This window comes from Streptomyces sp. NPDC097107 (genome assembly GCF_044762405.1).
Taxonomy (GTDB): Bacteria; Actinomycetota; Actinomycetes; order Streptomycetales; family Streptomycetaceae; genus Streptomyces; species Streptomyces thinghirensis.
Window position 1 is genome coordinate 95,021 of the sequence record NZ_JBIWEF010000002.1, and the last position, 17,758, is coordinate 112,778.

The following is a 17,758-nucleotide window of genomic DNA, read 5'->3' on the forward strand; positions in this document are numbered from 1 at the left end:
GACCGTCAGACCGCCTTTTTCCAGGGGGAATTCGCGTCTCGGATGTCGACATGTCACTACAGCGCGTTGCCGACATGTGACATTCTGCCGGAGACGCGTTTGCCGGGGCTTCGGCTCCGGTATTCAGGTGGAGGCTGCGTTCCCGGCATGGGAGCGTTCGCCGTGACCGTCCCGCGACCCAAAGGGGGTGGCATGTCCGCAGACCAGGGCAGCTCGAAGGTGCTCGCGCTCGCGGAGAGCGAGACCGCGCCCGACACGATCGAGGCGCTCGGCCCCGTCGAAGACGTCCAGGCCATCGAAGCCGTACCGACCCTCGACGCCGTGCCGGCCCAGACCCTTCCGGCCACGGAGGCCATCGACACCCGCACCCTGTCCCGCTCCCTGTTCCTGCGGCTCGCCGCCCTCGACGAGGACAGCCCGGAGCGTGCCTACGTCCGGGACACCCTGATCGAGCTCAATCTCCCGCTGGTGCGTTACGCCGCCGCGCGCTTCCGCTCCCGCAACGAGCCGATGGAGGACATCGTCCAGGTCGGCACCATCGGCCTGATCAAGGCGATCGACCGCTTCGACTGCGAACGGGGCGTGGAGTTCCCGACGTTCGCGATGCCGACGGTGGTCGGGGAGATCAAGCGGTTCTTCCGCGACACCTCGTGGTCGGTGCGCGTCCCGCGCCGGCTCCAGGAGCTGCGCCTGGCTCTGACGAAGGCCAGCGACGAGCTGTCCCAGAAGCTGGACCGCTCCCCGACGGTCGGCGAGCTGGCCGCCGTGCTGGGCGTCTCCGAGGAGGACGTCGTCGACGGCCTCGCGGTCGGCAACGCGTACACCGCCTCCTCGCTGGACTCACCGGCCCCGGAGGACGACGGCGGCGAGGGCTCGCTCGCGGACCGTCTGGGCTACGAGGACACGGCACTGGAGGGCGTGGAGTACCGCGAGTCCCTCAAGCCGCTGCTGGCCAAGCTGCCGCCCCGGGAGCGGCGGATCATCATGCTGCGCTTCTTCGCCAACATGACCCAGTCGCAGATCGGCGAGGAGGTCGGCATCTCGCAGATGCACGTCTCCCGGCTGCTGACCCGGACCCTCTCTCAGCTGCGCGAGGGCCTCATCTCCGACTAGCGCGCGAGGCCTCGTCCGCGACCAGCGCGCGAGGCCCCGTCCGCGACAGGCCCCCAAGAGCCGTCCACGACAGGCCGACGACCGCCGCGGCACCTCGGGGGTGCCGCGGCGGTCACCGTCGTATGCGTCTGCGCGGTGCCGGTTCCGCTCCGGCGCCGGTTCTACTTCAGCGCCAGCCAGGCCACGGCCGCGACGATCACCACGGCGGCCACGATGCCGACGATCAGGCCGATGCGGGGCCCGGAGGAGGCGGCGGGCGCCGCCGCCTGCCGGGACTGGGGGCCTTCGTCGACGAACGCGCGGAACATCTGGGTGCTGCCTGCGGGGTCGTTATTGCCCTGGGGGCCCTGGTTGTTAGCCATGGGCCGAGACACTAGCGAATCCGTGGATGCGGCCCAAGTGCGGGGCTCCCCAGCCCCCTTGCCCCGGCCCACAGCCCGTCACCTGCACGTTTACTATCGCAATACTTGCCTTTGCCAACTTTTTATGACCAGATGGCCCGTTTTTATTTGCCTGTAGCAACCAACCGAACCTATGGTTGCCCTAAGCAACGAAAACGGGAGGTGCGCATGGCCGAGAAGGCTCAGTACGAGGAGCTGATCCGCCAGTTCAGCGCCTTCGGCGCAGTGAAGCGGGAGATGGGACGGCTGCTGCCGGCCGACTGCCCCGGCGGATCCGCCGCCGTACTGACGCTGCTCGGCCGCCACGGGGACATGCGCATGAGCAAGCTCGCGGAGCTGCTCGCCGTGGACATGTCGGTGACCAGCCGCCACGTCGCCCACGTCGCCGAGCGGGGCTGGATCGAACGGTCCCCCGACCCCGCGGACAAGCGCTCGCGCATCCTGCGCCTGACGCCCGCGGGCCAGGGCCGGCTCGACGAGATCGCCGACCGGACCAGCCAGATGCTCGCCCACCGGCTGAGCGACTGGTCCGACGACGAGGTCGGCCAGCTCACCCGGCTCATGGCCCGTCTCAGGGCCAGCTTCGACGACTGCCGGGCCCCCGTGGCCCGGCCACCCGCACCGTCCGGGGACGAACAGTCCACCCGTACACCCGCGATCACCACGTAAGTAAAGGAAGTCCATGGCAACGACCACACCAGCCGGTGTGCGGGCTCATGCCAAGCACGGGGGAGGCTCCGACGGAGACGCTCCGATGACGCACCGGCAGATCATGGAAGCGCTGTCCGGGCTGCTGCTCGGCATGTTCTGCGCCATCCTGTCCTCGACCATCGTCACCAACGCCCTGCCCGAGATCATCGGCGACCTCGGCGGTGGCCAGAGCGCCTACACCTGGGTCGTCACCGCCTCGCTGCTGACGATGACCGCCTCCACCCCCGTGTGGGGCAAGCTCGCGGACCTGGTCAGCAAGAAGGCGCTGGTCCAGATAGCCCTGATCGTCTTCGTCATCGGCTCCGTCGTGGCCGGTCTGGCGCAGAACCCCGGGATGCTGATCACCGCGCGCGGCATTCAGGGCCTGGGCGCCGGCGGTCTGGCCGCCCTGGCACAGATCATCATGGCCGCGATGATCTCCCCGCGTGAGCGCGGGCGTTACTCCGGCTACCTGGGCGCGACCTTCGCCGTCGCGACCGTCGGCGGCCCGCTGCTCGGCGGCGTCATCACCGACACCAGCTGGCTCGGCTGGCGCTGGTGCCTCTACGTAGGCGTGCCCTTCGCGCTCCTCGCGTTGGTCGTGCTGCAGAAGACGCTGCACCTGCCCGTGGTCAAGCGGAAGGTCAAGGTCGACTGGGCCGGCGCCTTCTTCGTCACCGCGGCCGTCAGCCTGCTGCTCGTCTGGGTCACCTTCGCGGACGACAAGTACTCCTGGATGTCCTGGCAGACCGGTGCCATGGTCGGCGGCGCGATCGTGCTGACGCTGATCTTCCTCCTCGTCGAGTCGAAGGCCGACGAGCCGATCATCCCGCTGCGCCTGTTCAGGAACCGCACCATCACCCTGGCCTCGCTGGCCTCGCTGTTCGTCGGTATCGCGATGTTCGCGGGCACCGTCTACTTCAGCCAGTACTTCCAGCTGGCACGCGGTGAGTCCCCGACCATGTCGGGCGTCATGACCATCCCGATGATCGGCGGCCTGTTCGTCTCGTCCACGGTCTCCGGTCAGATCATCACCAGGACCGGCCGGTGGAAGGGCTGGCTCCTGGCCGGCGGCGTGCTGCTCACGGCGGGTCTGGGCCTGCTGAGCACCATGCGCTACGACACCGCGTACTGGCACATCGCGATCTTCATGGCGCTGATGGGCCTCGGCGTCGGCATGATGATGCAGAACCTGGTCCTGTGCACGCAGAACCAGGTGGCCCCGAGCGACCTGGGCGCGGCCTCCTCCGTCGTGACCTTCTTCCGGTCCCTCGGCGGCGCGGTGGGCGTATCGGTGCTCGGCTCCGTGATGTCGTCCCGGATCAGCCACTACGCCTCCGACACCATCGGGCAGCTCAGCCCGCAGGAGCAGGCCGCGGCCGCCAATGCCTCCGGCGGCGGCTCGATCCCCGACATGAGCCTGCTGCCCCCCGGCATCCGCGAATGGCTGGAAAGCGCCTACGGGCACGGCATCGCCGACATCTTCCTGTACGTCGCACCGATCGCGCTGCTCGGCTTGCTGGTGACGCTGTTCATCAAGGAGGTCCCGCTGCGCACCTCGGGAGCCCTGGCCCAGGCGGCGGAGGCGTCCGCCGAGACCGCCTCCCCCGTGGCCCCGGCTCCGGCCGAGGCCACCCGGGTCGGCCCCGAGCCGGTTCCGGCGGGTGGGATGGCTGCCGCGTCGGCGGCTCCCTCGGCCACCTCGGCCACCTCGGCCACCTCGGTCGCCGAGCCGGGGCTCCGGCCCGAGGCCACGCAGCGGCTCGCCGCGGTCGCCACGGCGACCGGCTCCGGTGAGCCGGGAGCGCACGTCTCCAGTGGCATCGCGGTCCGCGGCTTCGTCCGCGGCGCCGAGTCCGCCCCCGTCCCGCAGGCCGCGGTCACGCTGATCTCGCTGGGCGGCCGGCAGTTGGGCCGCTCGGTCGCCCAGGCCGACGGCTCCTACGTCCTCGACGCGCCGAGCGCGGGATCGTACGTCCTGATCGCCTCCGCCGACGGCTTCCAGCCGCAGGCGTCGACGATCGTCGTGAACGACGAACCGGTCGCCCACGACATCCTGCTCAGCGGCACCAGCGGGCTGAACGGCCTGGTCCGGGCCGTGGAGAGCGGGCTGCCGGTCAAGGACGCGATGGTGATCGTGACCGATGTGCGCGGGGACCTGCTGGCCTCCGCCGCCACCGGTGAGGCGGGCGAGTTCTCCTTCACCGAGCTGGTGCCGGGCACGGTGACCGTCGCGGTCAACGCCGTCGGCTACCGGCCGCGCGCCCTGCCGCTGGAGGTCGGCGGCACCGGCGTCACCCGCGTCGAGGTCGACCTCCAGGCCGGGGCCCAGGTCCAGGGCGTCGTGCGGGCGCCGCACGGTCCGCTGGCCGACGCCCGCGTCACGCTCGTCGACGTGGCGGGCAACGTGGTCGGCACGGCCACCACCGGTGCGGACGGGGCGTACGCCTTCACCGACCTGGACGCCGGTGAGTACACCGTCATCGCGACCGGCTACCCGCCGGTGGCGACGGCCCTGACGGTCTCCGGCCAGGGTGCCGACGGCCACGACATCGAGCTCGCCCACCCCGGCGAGTAGTCGGACCCCGGCCCGTGGTGGCGGGCGCGCTCCGAGCGGAGGTGCGCCCGCCCACCACGGGCCGGTTTCTTCACGGCCTTCTGCACCACTTCTGTACGGCCTTCTGTACGGCCTTCTTTACGACCACTTTCTGAGCTTTCGCAGGGAGAAAACGGGATGGGACTGACCGCGAGGATCCGAACGCGGGACGGATGGGCCGTGTCGCACGCGGTCGTCACGGTGACCGACATGACCGGCACGCAGGTGCTGCGGGCCGAGGCGGACGCCGAGGGCGCCGTGCGGGACAGCACCCCGCTGACGCCGGGGGCGTACACCGTCATCGTCACGGCCGTCGGCTACGCGCCCGCCGCGTCCAGCGCGATCGTCACCGCGAGCGGCCGGGCCGAGGCCGGCACCGTGACGCTGGCCCGCCAGGGTGGCACCGAGCTGCCGCCGCCGGGCCCGTGGACCGTCGACCCGGCGCACTCCAGCGTGGCCGCCGTCGCCCAGCACCTGGGCATCTCCAGCGTGCACGGCCGGTTCACGGAGTTCTCCGGCACCGTCGAGATCGCGCCGGACGACGTCACCAAGTCCCGGGTGGAGGCGGTGATCCGGGCGGCCTCCATCGACACCGGCAACGGCATGCGCGACACCCACCTGCGCTCCGCCGACTTCCTGGACACCGAGCGGTTCCCGGAGATCACCTACCGCTCCACCGGGGTGTCCCAGGCGGGCCCGGACCGCTGGACCGTCCACGGCGAGCTCGGCCTGCACGGCGTGAGCCGCCCGGTCGACCTGGACCTGGCCTACCTCGGCACCGGCGCCGACCCGTGGGGCGGCACCCGGGCGGCGTTCCGCGCCACGACGGAACTGCGCCGCGAGGACTTCGCCATGAACTACAACCAGGTGCTCCAGGCCGGCATCGCCGCCATCGGTACGACGCTCAGGGTCGAGCTGGACATCCAGGCGGTCCAGGGGGAGTCACTGCCGGCCGCGTGAGGAGCCGCCGGACGCCCGGGCCACCAGCTCGCCGCACAGGTCCCGGAGCTTGACGTTCCGGTGCTGCGAGGCCCGGCGCAGCCGCTCCAGTGCCCGGTGGGCGTCGATCCGCTCCCGGGCCATGAGCATGCCGACCGCCTGGTCGATGACGCTGCGGGAGAGCAGGGCCGTGCGCACATCGGCGGCCGACGCCTGCTGCCGCTCCAGGCGCAGGGCCTCGTTCACGGCGTCCGCGGCCCGCTCCGCGAAGGTGCGGGCCGCTTCGCGTCCCTCGGCCAGCGAATCCGGTTCGACGCCGTAGAAGTTGAGCGCGGCGCCCGTCTCGCCCTCGACGGCCAGCGGCAGCGCCAGTACGCAGCGCACGCCGGTGGCCAGCGCGTACTTCGTGTACGCGGGCCAGCGGGTCTCCGTGGCCAGGTCGGGGGCGTACCGGGGGCTCTCCGTCTCGGCGGCGTCCACGCAGGGGCCCGAACCGTTCTCGTACTGCCGCAGGTCCAGGCCGCTGGGCAGACCGGCGCTGCCCGCCAGGGTCATCAGCCGGTCGGCACGGCGCACCGTCACGGAGCAGGCTACGGCGCCGGGCACCTGACCGACCGCGCGGTCGGTCAGGTCACGCAGCAGGGTGTCGAGACCCTGGCTGCGCGCTATCGCGTGGTCCAGCGTGTCGCGGATCTCCGAGGTCATGCCCTACGGATATCCCGTCATCGCTCGCCCACGCCTCGTCCCCCCGCACCCGTGTTCGCGTCGACGATGCGGCGGGCGAGGTCGCGCAGTTTCACGTTCTCCCGCTGCGAGGCCTTCACCAGGGAGTCGAAGGCGCCCGCCGCGTCGATGTCCATCCGCTCCATGAGGATGCCGGTGGCCTGGCCGATCAGGTCCCGGGTGCGCATGGCCTCGGTGAGCTGCTCGCGCACGGTCGCCGAGTCCAGGGCGAGGGAGACGTGCGCGGTGAACAGCCGGCCGATGCGGGTGGCGTCCTCGTCGAAGGCCTGCGGCTTGCGGGCGTAGGCCGTCAGCACGGTCAGGCGGCGCCGGTCGGCGCGCAGCCGCAGGGACAGCGCGGAACGCAGGCCCAGGCCGGAAAGGGCGTTGCCGCCGCCGTCGGCCTCGCTGTCGTCCGTCCGGACCACGGGCGTGGTCCACAACCGCTCCCAGTCGGGGTGCGGCTCACGGCCGCCGCCTTGCCGGGGCTCGGCGGCGAACCGTACGGACTCGTCCGTCCAGGCGAGGGTGCGCAGTCGGCTGCCGCGCTGGATCTCCGAGATGCCCGCGTGCTCAGCGCCGGGCAGCAGACGCACCGCCAGCTCGACCGCGGTGTTCAGGGTGTCGTCCGGGGTGCCCGTGGCGTGCAGTTGCCGAGCCGCCGACGTCAGGACCTCGGCCAGCTCGAAGCCCACCGGAAAACGCGGCAAATCGGTAAATTCGGACGCAGCCACCACGAACCTCTTCGGCATGCGCGGCCAAACGGCCGTGCGCAGGAGAGCTCCGCAGCACATTCCCGACTGCGAGCACAGGACGAACAGCACTTTAGCTGCTTGGTTGCCAGCCGGTGACGCCCGGCCGAAGGAGCGGCGGGCACCTTCCCCACCCCGTCGGAGGCGTGATGGAATGGGGCCCGGGTCAGGAAGCGGCCTCGACCGGAAGCCGGCTGACATCTGTCAGGTGAGTGACGTGACCTTCCTCCCACAACCATGCGAGCCGTGTGATCCGCCCGGCTACGCCGTACTCGCGCTGCCGTGCGAGATCGACTTCTGCAACGCCGCTGGGCTGCTGCCCCTGATCATGACCGCGGTGGACCACCACTCCGACGGCCTGCGCGTCCTCGTCCTGGATCTGACCGCGACCCGCTTCATGGACTCCCAGGGCGTCCGCCTCCTCGCCGAGGTACGCCGCCGCGCCCCCCGGCACACCCGGCTGCGGGTGGTGGCCGCCCCGAAGGGCGTACCGAGCCGCGTCCTTGAACTGTCCGGACTCCGCCGTGACGTGCCGGTGTACGACAACCTGGCGGAGGCCCTGCGTCCGGAGGACGGGCCGGACAGCGACCCGGAGGACGGGCCGGACAGCGATCCGGAGGACGGGCCGGACAGCGATCCGGAGAACGCCCCGGGCGGCGGGCCGGGCGGCGGGCCGGGCAGCGGGCCGGGCAGCGGGACCGCGGCCTAGGCTGGCGGCATGGCACCGAACATCGCGACGAACACCCGGGTCTCCCTGGCCGAGCTGCTGGACTTCGTACGCCCCCGGCACCGGGCGGTCCTGCTGACCCGGCGGGCCGACGGCAGCCCGCAGGGATCGCCGCTGACCTGCGGGGTCGACGACTCCGGCCGGATCGTGGTCTCCACCTACCCGGAGCGGGCCAAGACCCGCAACGCGCACCGCGACCCGCGGGTCAGCCTCATCGTGCTCAGCGACGAGTGGAACGGCCCCTGGGTCCAGATCGACGGCACGGCGGAGGTCATCGACACGCCCGACTCCGTGGAGCCGCTCGTGGAGTACTACCGCAACATCGCGGGCGAGCACCCCGACTGGGACGAGTACCGGCAGGCCATGGTCGAGCAGGGAAAGTCGATCATTCGGGTGACTCCGGAGAAGTGGGGACCGGTGGCGACGGGCGGCTTCCCGGCGCGGCTCGCGGCGGACGACTGACTCACCCTCGTTCGACCATCGCCTCGATGCCCGCCACGAGCAGGTCCAGCGCGAACTCGAAGTCCCGGTCCAGCATCTCGGCGACCGTGTCGCCGCCGCGGGCCGACATGATCGCCCGGGACTCCGCGATGACGTCCGCGTTGTCCGGCGACTCGGCCGCCGCGTTCATGGAGTCCTGGAAGTAGTCGTCCGGGCTCATCCCGGTGTCCGCCGCCCGGGCCAGGAGGTGGCCCTCGATCGTGCCGTAGCCGTAGACGAACTGGAAGACGGCGGAGATGGCACCGGTCAAGCGGTGCGCGGGCAGACCGCTGCGACGCATGACGCCCTGCACCTGCCGGGAGAAGGCCAGCGAGTGGGGCCCGATGTTGAGGTAGGTGCCGGTCAGCCGGGACGCCCAGGGGTGGCGCACCAGCAGCCTGCGGTTCTCCCGGGCCAGTGCGCACAGTTGCCCGCGCCAGTCCTCGCCGGCCTCCGGGCCGGGGTGGCGCAGCTCGCCGTAGACGGCGTCGAGGGCGAGTTCGAGCAGCTCGTCCTTGGTGTCGACGTACCAGTAGACGGACATCGCGGTGACGTCCAGCTCCGCGGCCAGGCGGCGCATGGAGAACTTGGCCAGGCCCTCGGCGTCCAGCAGCCGGACGGTGACCTCGGTGATCCGCCCCCGGTCCAGCCCGGACGGCTGACCGCCGCGCCGTCCGCCACTGCGCCCCTCGCCCGCCAGCCAGACACTGGCCCGCGGCCCTCGGCCCGCCTTCGCCATACCCACCCACCTCGCTCACCGATGCCGGTCATGCTAGGCGCCCCTTCGGGGCGCGGGGGGCGGCGCGAGCAGCCACGACGAGCCCGCAGCCGCGCGGACACCCCACCACCCGGGTTCTTCAGGCGCCCTCCTTCTCCGCCCGCCGCAGCAGCACCGCCGCCACGGCCCCGCCGAGCAGCACGGCCACCGCTCCCACCAACTGACTGCGCTCCAGCCCGGAGGAGAACGCGTCGATCACCCGCTGCCGCTCCGCCTCGCCCCGCGCCGAGGCCAACGCCGCTGGCAAGGACGCCGCCGCCACCGGCACCAGCGCCGCGAACCGCGAGTTCAGCACCGCGCCCAGCACCGCCACGCCCAGCCCGTTGCCGAACTCCGCCAACGTACCGTTGACGCCCGCGCCGACCCCCGCCCTGGCCGGCGGAATCGAGCTCATGATCGCGTGCGCCATGGCCGGGTTGCCGAGCGCGCAGCCCACGCCGATCAGCAGCAGGCCCAGCAGCGTGCCCGCGTAGCCCTCGCCGGTGAGCGTGGCGATGGCCACCAGGCCCGCCGACATCAGCACCATGCTGAGCAGCACCGCCACCGGCGTGCCCAGACTGGCCAGCCACTTCGCCGCCACCCCGGAGAAGTTCAGCAGCACCACGGTCAGCGCCAGCGGCGCGGTCGCCAGCCCCGCCTCCAGCGGGCCGTACCCGAGCACGAACTGCAGGTGCTGGGTGAGCAGGAAGAGCGCGCCGCCCATGCCGAAGGTGATGAGCACCAGCCCGGCCACCGCGCCCGTGAACCGCTGGTTGCGGAAGAAGGCCAGGTCGAGCATGGGGTGCGGGATACGGCTCTCCCAGTACGCGAAGAGCGCGAGCACTCCGACCGCGACGGCCGCCGTGGCGAGCACCCGGCCCGACGTCCAGCCGTGCTCGGGGCCGGAGATGATCGCGTAGACCAGTGCGGCCATGCCGATCGTGGAGAGCACGGCGCCGAGCAGGTCGGGGCGGTCACCCTGCCGGTTCTTCGACTCCGGAACCAGGGTCACGACCGCGACCAGGCCGAGCGCCACGACCGGCAGATTGATCAGGAAGATCGCGCCCCACCAGAAGTGGTCCAGCATGAAACCGCCGATCAGCGGCCCACACGCGAAGCCGAGGGCACTGACCGCGCTCCAGATGCCGATCGCCTTCGCGTGCTCCGCGGGCGCGAATATCTGCATGACCACGGCGAGCGTGGTGGTCAGCAGCAGCGCGGCGCCGACCCCCATGCCGGCCCGCGCCGCGATCAACTGGCCGGTGGTGTCCGCGAGTCCCGCCGCCAGCGAGCCCAGGCCGAACAGGGCGAGGCCCGTGGCCAGCATCTTCTTGCGGCCGTAGCGGTCGGCCGCGCTGCCCGCGGTGAGCAGCAGGCCGGACTGGACCAGCGAGTAGGCGTTGATCATCCACTGGATGTCCGAGGTGGCCGCGCCGAGCTCGTCGGTGAGCGAGGGGATGGCCACGTTGAGCACGGTGTTGTCCAGCACCACGGTCAGCTGGGCGAGGCTGATGACACCGAGGATCAGCCAACGCTGCGGGTGGCCCTGGACCGCGGGCACGGCTTCCTGTTCCTGGGGGGACGTCGTCATGCTGTACAGCGTATAGGGAGCCTTATACGCTGTACAGCAGAGTCTTCCCGGATCAGTCCGCCGGCTGTGTGAGGTCGTAGAAGGTGGCCGAGCCGACCTTGACCTCCTCGAAGTTGGCCTCGACCCACGACGTGATCTGCGACGAGGTGCCGGAGCCGCCGCCCCGGCCGCCGCCCGCGCCGCCGCCTCCTCCGATGAAGTAGTGGATCTTTCCATCCGCCACGTACTTCTTGAACTGGGCCAACGTCGGCGACGGGTCCGTGCCGTTGAAGCCGCCGATCGCCATCACCGGGTCGCCGGTGCTCAGCTGGTAGCTCGCGGCGTTCTGGGAGCCGATCGCGGCGGCGACCCAGGTGTACCGATCGGCGTCGGTCTCCAGCAGCTTCTTGGCCTCGGAGTCGACCTGGGCGCCGTTGAGCAGGCCGCCCATGCCGCCGCCGGGCATGCCGCCGCGCTCGCCGTTCTGGCCCGTCCGGCCGTTGGGAGCCGTTTGACCGTCGGGGGCCGCCTGGCCGTCGGGAGCCGTCTGGCCGTCGGGAGCCGTCTGGCCGTTCTGGCCCGGTGCGCCTCCGGGGAAGCCGCCGTTGCCGGGAGCACCCTGGCCCTGGCCCTGGCCTCGGCCCTGGCCCTGCGCCTGCCCGCCGGGCGCGTTTCCGCCGCCGGGGAGGCCGCCGCCCCCGGGGCCGCCGCCCCGGCCACCGCCGCCACCGCCCGGGCCGCCCATCATGCTCGCGCCTGCCGGGCCTGCCGTGACGATGGAGCCGCTGTGCCCCTCCTGCACGGTGCTCAGCGTGTACGCGGTGGGTGCCGCCAGCGACGCCGCGAGGCCCAGTCCCGCCACCGCCGGAGCGAGCCGCCGCCCCAGCCGTCCGGCGAAGGCCAGCCCGAGCGCGGCGACCAGACCGCCGACGAGGACCAGCCACTTCAGCCAGGGCAGGTAGTCGGGCGTGCGGTTGAGCAGGACGTACCCCCAGGCCGCGGTCGCCGTGACGGCCGCGGCGAGGGTGAGGGACGCCCAGCCCCGCGCGCGCCGCTCCCACACCGCGGCCGTGCCCATGCCGACCACGGCCGCCAGGTAGGGCGCGAGGGCCACCGTGTAGTACTGGTGGAAGATGCCCGCCATGTAGCTGAAGACGGCCGTGGTCATCAGCAGTGCGCCGCCCCAGACCAGGAAGGACGCGCGAGCCGGATCGGTACGGCCGCCGCGCCGCGTGGCGATCAGGCCCGCGGCGAGCAGGACGAGGGCGGCCGGGAGCAGCCAGGAGATCTGGCCGCCGATCTCGGCGTTGAACATCCGGTCCCAGCCGGTCTCGCCCCACTGCCCGCCGCCGGCGCCGCCCGTACCGCCGCCACCGCCGCCGACGCTGCCGGTCTCCTCGCCGTTGAGCCGGCCGAGGCCGTTGTAGCCGAGGGTCAGCTCCAGGAAGCTGTTGTTCTGCGAGCCGCCGACGTACGGGCGCGACGAGGCCGGCCACAGCTCGACGACCGCGACCCACCAGCCCCCGGAGACGACGATCGCGACGGTCGCCAGGGCCAGCTGTCCCAGCCGCTTCCTCAGCCGCACCGGCGCGCAGACGCCGTAGACCAAGGCGAGCGCGGGCAGGATCAGGAAGGCCTGGAGGGTCTTCGCGAGGAACGCGAAGCCGATCGCGACGCCGGCCCACACCAGCCACTTGGTCCGGCCGTCCTCCAGCGCGCGGACTACGAGGTAGCAGGCGACGGACATCAGCAGCGCCAGCAGCGCGTCCGGGTTGTTGAACCGGAACATCAGTGCCGCGACGGGCGTCAGCGCCAGTACGGCACCGGCGATCAGCCCGGCCGCGGGACCGAACCGGCGGCGCACCGCCGCGTACACGACGGCGACCGTCGCGACGCCCATCAGCACCTCGGGGACCAGGATCGACCACGAGCTCAGCCCGAAGATCCGCACCGCCAGCGCCATCGGCCACAGCGCGGCCGGGGGCTTGTCGACGGTGATGGCGTTCGCGGCGTCGAGCGAGCCGAAGAAGAACGCCTTCCAGGACTGGCTGCCCGCCTGCACGGCGGCCGAGTAGAAGGAGTTGGCGTAACCCGAGGCGCTCAGGTCGTAGAAGTAGAGCAGGGCGGTGGCAAGCAGCAGGCCGAGGAAGGCCGGGCGGACCCAACGGGGGTCCTCGGGGCGGCCCCGCCACAGCCCGCGGAGGCGGGGCCGCCATGGCTCCCGTGGCGGCGGCGCGGTGGCGAGCGCGGCGACGGGGGCGGGCGGCGCCGGCGGCGGTGCCCCGTCCTGACCGTTCGGGGGTCGCGCGTCCCCCGCGCGGGTCGTCCGGTCGTAGTGCGTCGTCATCGTCCGTCCCTCGGGTCGGTGTCGGCGTGAGGCACCGGCTGCAGACGCACGGTGGCGTCGCTCCAGCTGCGGTACGGCTCCGGAAGCGCCCCGTCCGGTGGATCCGCGATCAGCGGCGCGTCCCCGGCGGGCGGCGCGTCCGGGAACACCCAGGCGCGGAAGAGCAGGAAACGCAGCACGGTGGCCGCGAGGTTGGCGGCGATCAGTACCGCCAGCTCGGTGGAGTGGCCCGGGTCGGCCGTCGCCGCGTTCAGGGCGGCGAGTGAACCGGCGGTCAGGGCGAGGCCGATACCGAAGACGACCAGCCCCTGCGCCTGGTGCCGTACGGCGCCGCCGCGGCCCCGTACCCCGAACGTCAGCCGCCGGTTGGCGGCGGTGTTGGCGACCGCCGAGACCAGCAGGGCGAGCGCGTTGGCGAGCTGCGAGCCGCCGAAGTGGCGGAAGCCGCTGTAGAGCAGCAGGTAGAAGAGGGTGGACAGGACGCCGACGGCGCAGAAGCCGACGAGTTGGCGGGCCAGCCCCTGCGGTACGTCCGTCAGGTCGCGGTCGCGCGGGTCGTCACCGAAGGGCCGCGCCAGCCGGTCCAGCGGCAGCGAGCCGGTGGCCAGGGCCTTGCCGACCCGCCAGACGCCCTTGAGGTCCTCGGTCGCCGTCTTCACGATGTGGACGGTGGAGTCGGGGTCGTCGACCCAGTCGACCGGCACCTCGTGGATCCGGCACCCGGCGCGTTCGGCCAGCACCAGCATCTCTGTGTCGAAGAACCAGCCGGTGTCCTCCACCAGCGGCAGCAGCACCTGGGCCACATCCCGGCGGATCGCCTTGAAGCCGCACTGGGCGTCGGAGAAGCGGGCCTGGAGGGAGCCGCGCAGGATGAGGTTGTAGGAGCGGGAGATGAATTCCCGCTTGGCGCCGCGCACCACCCGTGAGCTGCGGGCGAGCCGGGAACCGATCGCGAGGTCCGAGTGACCGGATATCAGCGGGGCCACCAGCGGCAGCAGCGCGTTCAGGTCGGTGGACAGGTCGACGTCCATGTAGGCGAGGACCGGGGCGTCGGAGGCCGACCAGACGGTCCGCAGGGCCCGGCCGCGCCCCTTCTGCTCCAGCCGGAAGGCCGTGACCTCGGCGAGCTCCGCCGCCAGCCGCGCCGCGACGTGCGGGGTGGCGTCCGTGGACGCGTTGTCGGCGACCGTGATGCGGAAGGCGTACGGGAACGTCCGCGTCAGGTGATCGTGCAGTCTCAGGACGCACGGCCGGAGGTCCTTCTCCTCGTTGTAGACGGGGATCACTACGTCCAGGGCAGGCGTACCGGCTCCTGCGGCCGGGAGATGCTCCCGCGCCGGCAGGGAGCCGGGAGAAGAGTCGGTTCGCATGGGACCGACTCTTCTCAAGCCCCCTGTCGTGCCCGTGTGGTGACGCTGTGCCGCGCCTGTGAGTGCGGCGACCACTGCGTCTCACCGGCCGGGAGCACCGGGAGGTGCACGGTGAAGACCGTCCGCCCCGGCACGCTGTCGACCGTCACGGCACCGCCGTGCGCGGACGCCACGGCCTGCACGATGGCGAGTCCGAGCCCCGTCGAGCCGGTGGCGCGGGACCTCGCGGAGTCGCCGCGCGCGAACCGTTCGAAGACGCGCGGCAGCAACTCGGCCGGGATGCCCTGCCCGTTGTCCTCGACGTCCACGCACAGCCACGCCCCGCCGGTCCGCACGCGCGCGGTGACGGTCGTACCGGGCGGGGTGTGGTTGCGGGCGTTGCCCAGCAGGTTGACCAGCACTTGCTGGAGCCGGGCGGCGTCCGCCGACACCAGTGCCGGTTCCTCGGGCAGGTCGAGCCGCCAGTTGTGGTCGAGCCCGGCCGCGCGGGCGTCGCTGACGGTGTCCACGACGAGCGGTACGAGGTCGGTCCGCTCGAACTGCAACGGCCGTCCGGCGTCCAGTCGGGCGAGCAGCAGCAGGTCCTCCACCAGCAGGGTCATCCGCCCGGCCTCGGACTCGATGCGGCCCAGCGCGTGCCGGGTGTCGGGGCCGACCTGTTCCCGCCCTCTGCGGGTGAGTTCGGCGTACCCGCGGATGGAGGCGAGTGGCGTACGCAGCTCATGGCTGGCGTCCGCGACGAACTGCCGGACCCGCGTCTCGCTCGCCTGCCGTGCGTGCAGCGCGCCGTGCACGTGGTTCAGCATCCGGTTGAGCGCGGCACCGACCCGGCCGACCTCGGAGTGCGGGTCGCACTCGGACTCCGGGACCCGTTCGTCGAGGTTCACCTCGCCGGCGTGCAGGGGGAGTTCGGAGACGCGGGTGGCGGTCGCGGCGACCCTGCGCAGGGGGCGGGTGGCCACGCCGACGATGACGGTTCCGGCGAGGGAGGCGGCGATGAGACCGGCGGCGGTGACGCTGGCCTCTACGAGGATCAGGGTGTTGATGGTGCCGGTGACTTCGGCGGTGGGCACGGCGGCGTAGTAGCCGGCCCTGTACTCCACGCGGTAGTCGCCGAGGTCGCCGATCTCGACGGTGTGCGTGTCCCCGTCCCGGGGGACGGAGGCCAGCGCGGCGCGTTCCGCCTCGGTCAGGGCGACCGGTGACGTGCCGCTGAAGTTGGTGCTGTCGTCGTCCTTGCGTCCGTACTTGGCGTCGACGACGACACCGTCCCGCACCTCGGCGACGACCGTGCCGCGCGGCTGCGGTCCGCGGGTGACGAACTCGTCGAGGTCGATCCGCTGCGGGCCGTCGCCGGTCTCGGGGACACCGGGCGGCCCGAAGCCGGACACCCGCCCGGCCACCTCCCGCACCTGCCCGTCCAGCTGCTCGTAGAGATGCGACCGCAGCGCCACCGTGGTCACCGTCCCGATCACCGCGCACACCACCGCGATCAGGGCCACCGACGCGACGACGAGCCGCGTCCGCAGGGTCCGCGGCCGCGGGCGTCGCCGTCCGCTCACGCCGCGGGCTTGATCAGGTAACCGGCCCCGCGCCGGGTGTGGATCATCGGCTCGCGGCCTGCGTCGATCTTCCGGCGCAGGTAGGAGATGTACAGCTCGACCACGTTGGCCTGTCCGCCGAAGTCGTACGACCACACGCGGTCCAGGATCTGCGCCTTGCTCAGCACGCGCCGCGGATTGCGCATCAGGAACCGCAGCAGCTCGAACTCGGTGGCGGTGAGGTGGATGCCGTCACCGCCCCGGGTGACCTCGTGGCTGTCCTCGTCGAGGGTGAGGTCGCCGACGACGAGTACGGACTCGGAGCGCCGGTCGGCGGCACCGGTGCGCCGGATCAGCCCGCGCAGCCGGGCGACGACCTCCTCCAGGCTGAACGGCTTGGTGACGTAGTCGTCCCCGCCGGCGGTCAGCCCGGCGATGCGGTCCTCGACCGCGTCCTTGGCGGTCAGGAAGAGCACCGGCACGTCCGGCAGGTCGCGGCGGAGCCGCCCCAGCACGCTCAGCCCGTCCATGTCGGGCAGCATCATGTCCAGCACGACGGCGTCGGGCCGGAACTCGCGCGCGGCCTGGACGGCACCGTGTCCGTCCCCGGCACTGCGGATCTGCCAGCCCTCGTAGCGCAGGGCCATGGACAGCAGCTCGGTGATGGACAGCTCGTCGTCCACCACGAGCACCCGGACGGGGCTCCCGTCCGGCCTCAGCAGTTCGGTGCGCCCCTGGGGCGAGGTCGTGGTCATACCGGACACGATGTCGGGGGGCTCTGAGAGCACCCTTTCCCCAAGCTGTGATTTCTCTGAGAAACCCACAGGGGCGTCTCAGGCACTCCTCGTCAGGCCCTTCGGTGCCCCGGCAGCCCGAACAGCCGGGCCGCGTTGTCGTGGCACACGCCACGCAGCCACGCGTCGCCCAGTTCCAGCCGCTCCAGCGCACGCAGCTGGTGCAGGTAGGGGTACGGGATGTTGGGGAAGTCCGACCCGAGCACAATGCGGTCGCCGAGGCCGGCCAGCCGGGGCAGTGCCCGTCGGGGGAAGGGGGCGAGACGCTCGCTGAAGTCGGTGAACGCCATCGTCGTGTCCAGCCGCACCTCGCCGTACCGCTCGGCGAGGTGCAGGAAGTCCTCGTACTCCGGCATCCCGAGGTGCGCGACGACCAGCCGCAGCCGGGGGTGGCGCGCCAGCACCCGCGCGATGGGCTCGGGCCCGGTGTGCTTGCCGGGTGCGGGCCCGGACCCGCAGTGGATGACGACCGGCACGCCCGCCTCGGCGAGCACGCCCCAGGCCGCGTCGAGCAACTCGTCGGCCGGGTCGTACGCCCCCACCTGCACATGCGCCTTGAAGACCCGCGCCCCCGCCTCGACCGACTCGCGGACGTACGTCTCGACGCCCGGCTCCGGGAAGAGGGTGGAGGTGTGCAGACAGTCGGGGGTCCGGCCGGCGAAGTCCACCGCCCAGCCGTTCAGCCACCGGGCCATGCCCGCCTTGTGCGGATACAGCATGGCGGTGAAGGCGCGCACCCCGAACTTCCGCAGCAGTGCCGCGCGTTCGCCCTCCTCCTGCCGATAGGTGATCGGCCACTCGACTCCGCCGGTCAGCGGGCCGAGGGCGTCGAAGTAGCCCCAGACCTTGCGCAGCACCCGCTCGGGCATGAAGTGCGTGTGCACGTCGACCAGTCCGGGCAGCCCAAGCTCCTCCCAGAACCGGCGGACCTGACCGGCCTCCTGATCACTCATGGGCC

The 17,758-nt window shown here is 72.2% G+C and carries 15 protein-coding genes and 1 pseudogene; 6 read left to right on the plus strand and 10 right to left on the minus strand.

Annotated elements, in window-relative coordinates; genetic code table 11:
- The first annotated feature begins 192 nt into the window (after positions 1–192).
- On the plus strand, positions 193–1,113 hold the full coding sequence (locus tag ACIQ1J_RS04130; protein ID WP_210962195.1) for an RNA polymerase sigma factor SigF: 921 nt from the start codon (positions 193–195) through the stop codon (positions 1,111–1,113).
- A gap of 161 nt (positions 1,114–1,274) precedes the next feature.
- On the opposite strand, the gene ACIQ1J_RS04135 is transcribed toward ACIQ1J_RS04130, so the two are convergent.
- Positions 1,275–1,475: a hypothetical protein gene (locus ACIQ1J_RS04135; protein WP_375919280.1), complete on the minus strand. Its 201-nt coding sequence runs from the start codon at positions 1,473–1,475 to the stop codon at positions 1,275–1,277.
- A gap of 207 nt (positions 1,476–1,682) precedes the next feature.
- On the opposite strand from ACIQ1J_RS04135, the gene ACIQ1J_RS04140 reads away from it, so the two are divergent.
- The 3 genes from ACIQ1J_RS04140 to ACIQ1J_RS04150 all read left to right on the plus strand — a co-directional run bounded on the left by ACIQ1J_RS04140 (position 1,683) and on the right by ACIQ1J_RS04150 (position 5,760).
- Complete coding sequence (locus ACIQ1J_RS04140) at positions 1,683–2,183, plus strand: MarR family winged helix-turn-helix transcriptional regulator (RefSeq protein WP_403553948.1); 501 nt, start codon at positions 1,683–1,685, stop codon at positions 2,181–2,183.
- Positions 2,184–2,196: 13 nt separating this feature from the next.
- Complete coding sequence (locus ACIQ1J_RS04145) at positions 2,197–4,782, plus strand: MFS transporter (protein ID WP_403553950.1); 2,586 nt, start codon at positions 2,197–2,199, stop codon at positions 4,780–4,782.
- Positions 4,783–4,938: 156 nt separating this feature from the next.
- Positions 4,939–5,760 (plus strand): YceI family protein, encoded by an 822-nt coding sequence (locus ACIQ1J_RS04150; RefSeq protein ID WP_121747906.1) that lies wholly within the window; start codon positions 4,939–4,941, stop codon positions 5,758–5,760.
- Here ACIQ1J_RS04150 and ACIQ1J_RS04155 read toward each other — a convergent pair.
- Both ACIQ1J_RS04155 and ACIQ1J_RS04160 read right to left on the minus strand, forming a co-directional pair.
- The gene (locus tag ACIQ1J_RS04155; RefSeq protein ID WP_403553952.1) at positions 5,743–6,444 is read right to left on the minus strand and encodes a GAF and ANTAR domain-containing protein; all 702 of its coding nucleotides are present in this window, start codon (positions 6,442–6,444) and stop codon (positions 5,743–5,745) included. The genes ACIQ1J_RS04150 and ACIQ1J_RS04155 overlap by 18 nt on opposite strands.
- Before the next feature lie 17 nt (positions 6,445–6,461).
- On the minus strand, positions 6,462–7,214 hold the full coding sequence (locus ACIQ1J_RS04160; protein ID WP_403554790.1) for an ANTAR domain-containing protein: 753 nt from the start codon (positions 7,212–7,214) through the stop codon (positions 6,462–6,464).
- Between the two features lie 217 nt (positions 7,215–7,431).
- Here ACIQ1J_RS04160 and ACIQ1J_RS04165 point away from each other — a divergent pair.
- Positions 7,432–7,791 (plus strand): annotated as a pseudogene (locus ACIQ1J_RS04165) (STAS domain-containing protein); the annotation flags it as partial.
- A gap of 141 nt (positions 7,792–7,932) precedes the next feature.
- Positions 7,933–8,403 carry a PPOX class F420-dependent oxidoreductase gene (locus ACIQ1J_RS04170; RefSeq protein ID WP_121747909.1) on the plus strand — a complete coding sequence of 157 codons (471 nt, stop codon included), beginning with the start codon at positions 7,933–7,935 and terminating at the stop codon, positions 8,401–8,403.
- A 1-nt stretch (position 8,404) separates the two neighbouring features.
- Here ACIQ1J_RS04170 and ACIQ1J_RS04175 read toward each other — a convergent pair whose 3' ends face one another.
- The 7 genes from ACIQ1J_RS04175 to ACIQ1J_RS04205 form a co-directional block, all read right to left on the minus strand.
- Positions 8,405–9,160 (minus strand): TetR/AcrR family transcriptional regulator, encoded by a 756-nt coding sequence (locus ACIQ1J_RS04175; RefSeq protein ID WP_403553955.1) that lies wholly within the window; start codon positions 9,158–9,160, stop codon positions 8,405–8,407.
- A gap of 118 nt (positions 9,161–9,278) precedes the next feature.
- The gene (locus ACIQ1J_RS04180; RefSeq protein ID WP_403553957.1) at positions 9,279–10,769 is read right to left on the minus strand and encodes an MFS transporter; all 1,491 of its coding nucleotides are present in this window, start codon (positions 10,767–10,769) and stop codon (positions 9,279–9,281) included.
- 52 nt (positions 10,770–10,821) lie between these two features.
- Positions 10,822–13,095, minus strand: a complete 2,274-nt coding sequence (locus tag ACIQ1J_RS04185) for a glycosyltransferase family 39 protein (RefSeq protein WP_403553959.1) — start codon at positions 13,093–13,095, stop codon at positions 10,822–10,824.
- A complete protein-coding gene (locus tag ACIQ1J_RS04190; RefSeq protein WP_403553961.1) occupies positions 13,092–14,465 on the minus strand; it encodes a glycosyltransferase in 1,374 nt (457 codons plus the stop codon). Before ACIQ1J_RS04190 ends, ACIQ1J_RS04185 begins: the two co-directional genes overlap by 4 nt.
- Before the next feature lie 14 nt (positions 14,466–14,479).
- Positions 14,480–16,027 carry a sensor histidine kinase gene (locus tag ACIQ1J_RS04195; protein WP_403553963.1) on the minus strand — a complete coding sequence of 516 codons (1,548 nt, stop codon included), beginning with the start codon at positions 16,025–16,027 and terminating at the stop codon, positions 14,480–14,482.
- Positions 16,024–16,761, minus strand: coding sequence for a response regulator transcription factor (locus ACIQ1J_RS04200; RefSeq protein WP_193776373.1), 738 nt, complete (start codon positions 16,759–16,761; stop codon positions 16,024–16,026). Before ACIQ1J_RS04200 ends, ACIQ1J_RS04195 begins: the two co-directional genes overlap by 4 nt.
- A 92-nt stretch (positions 16,762–16,853) precedes the next feature.
- The gene (locus ACIQ1J_RS04205; RefSeq protein ID WP_403553965.1) at positions 16,854–17,753 is read right to left on the minus strand and encodes an amidohydrolase family protein; all 900 of its coding nucleotides are present in this window, start codon (positions 17,751–17,753) and stop codon (positions 16,854–16,856) included.
- Positions 17,754–17,758: the final 5 nt, after the last annotated feature.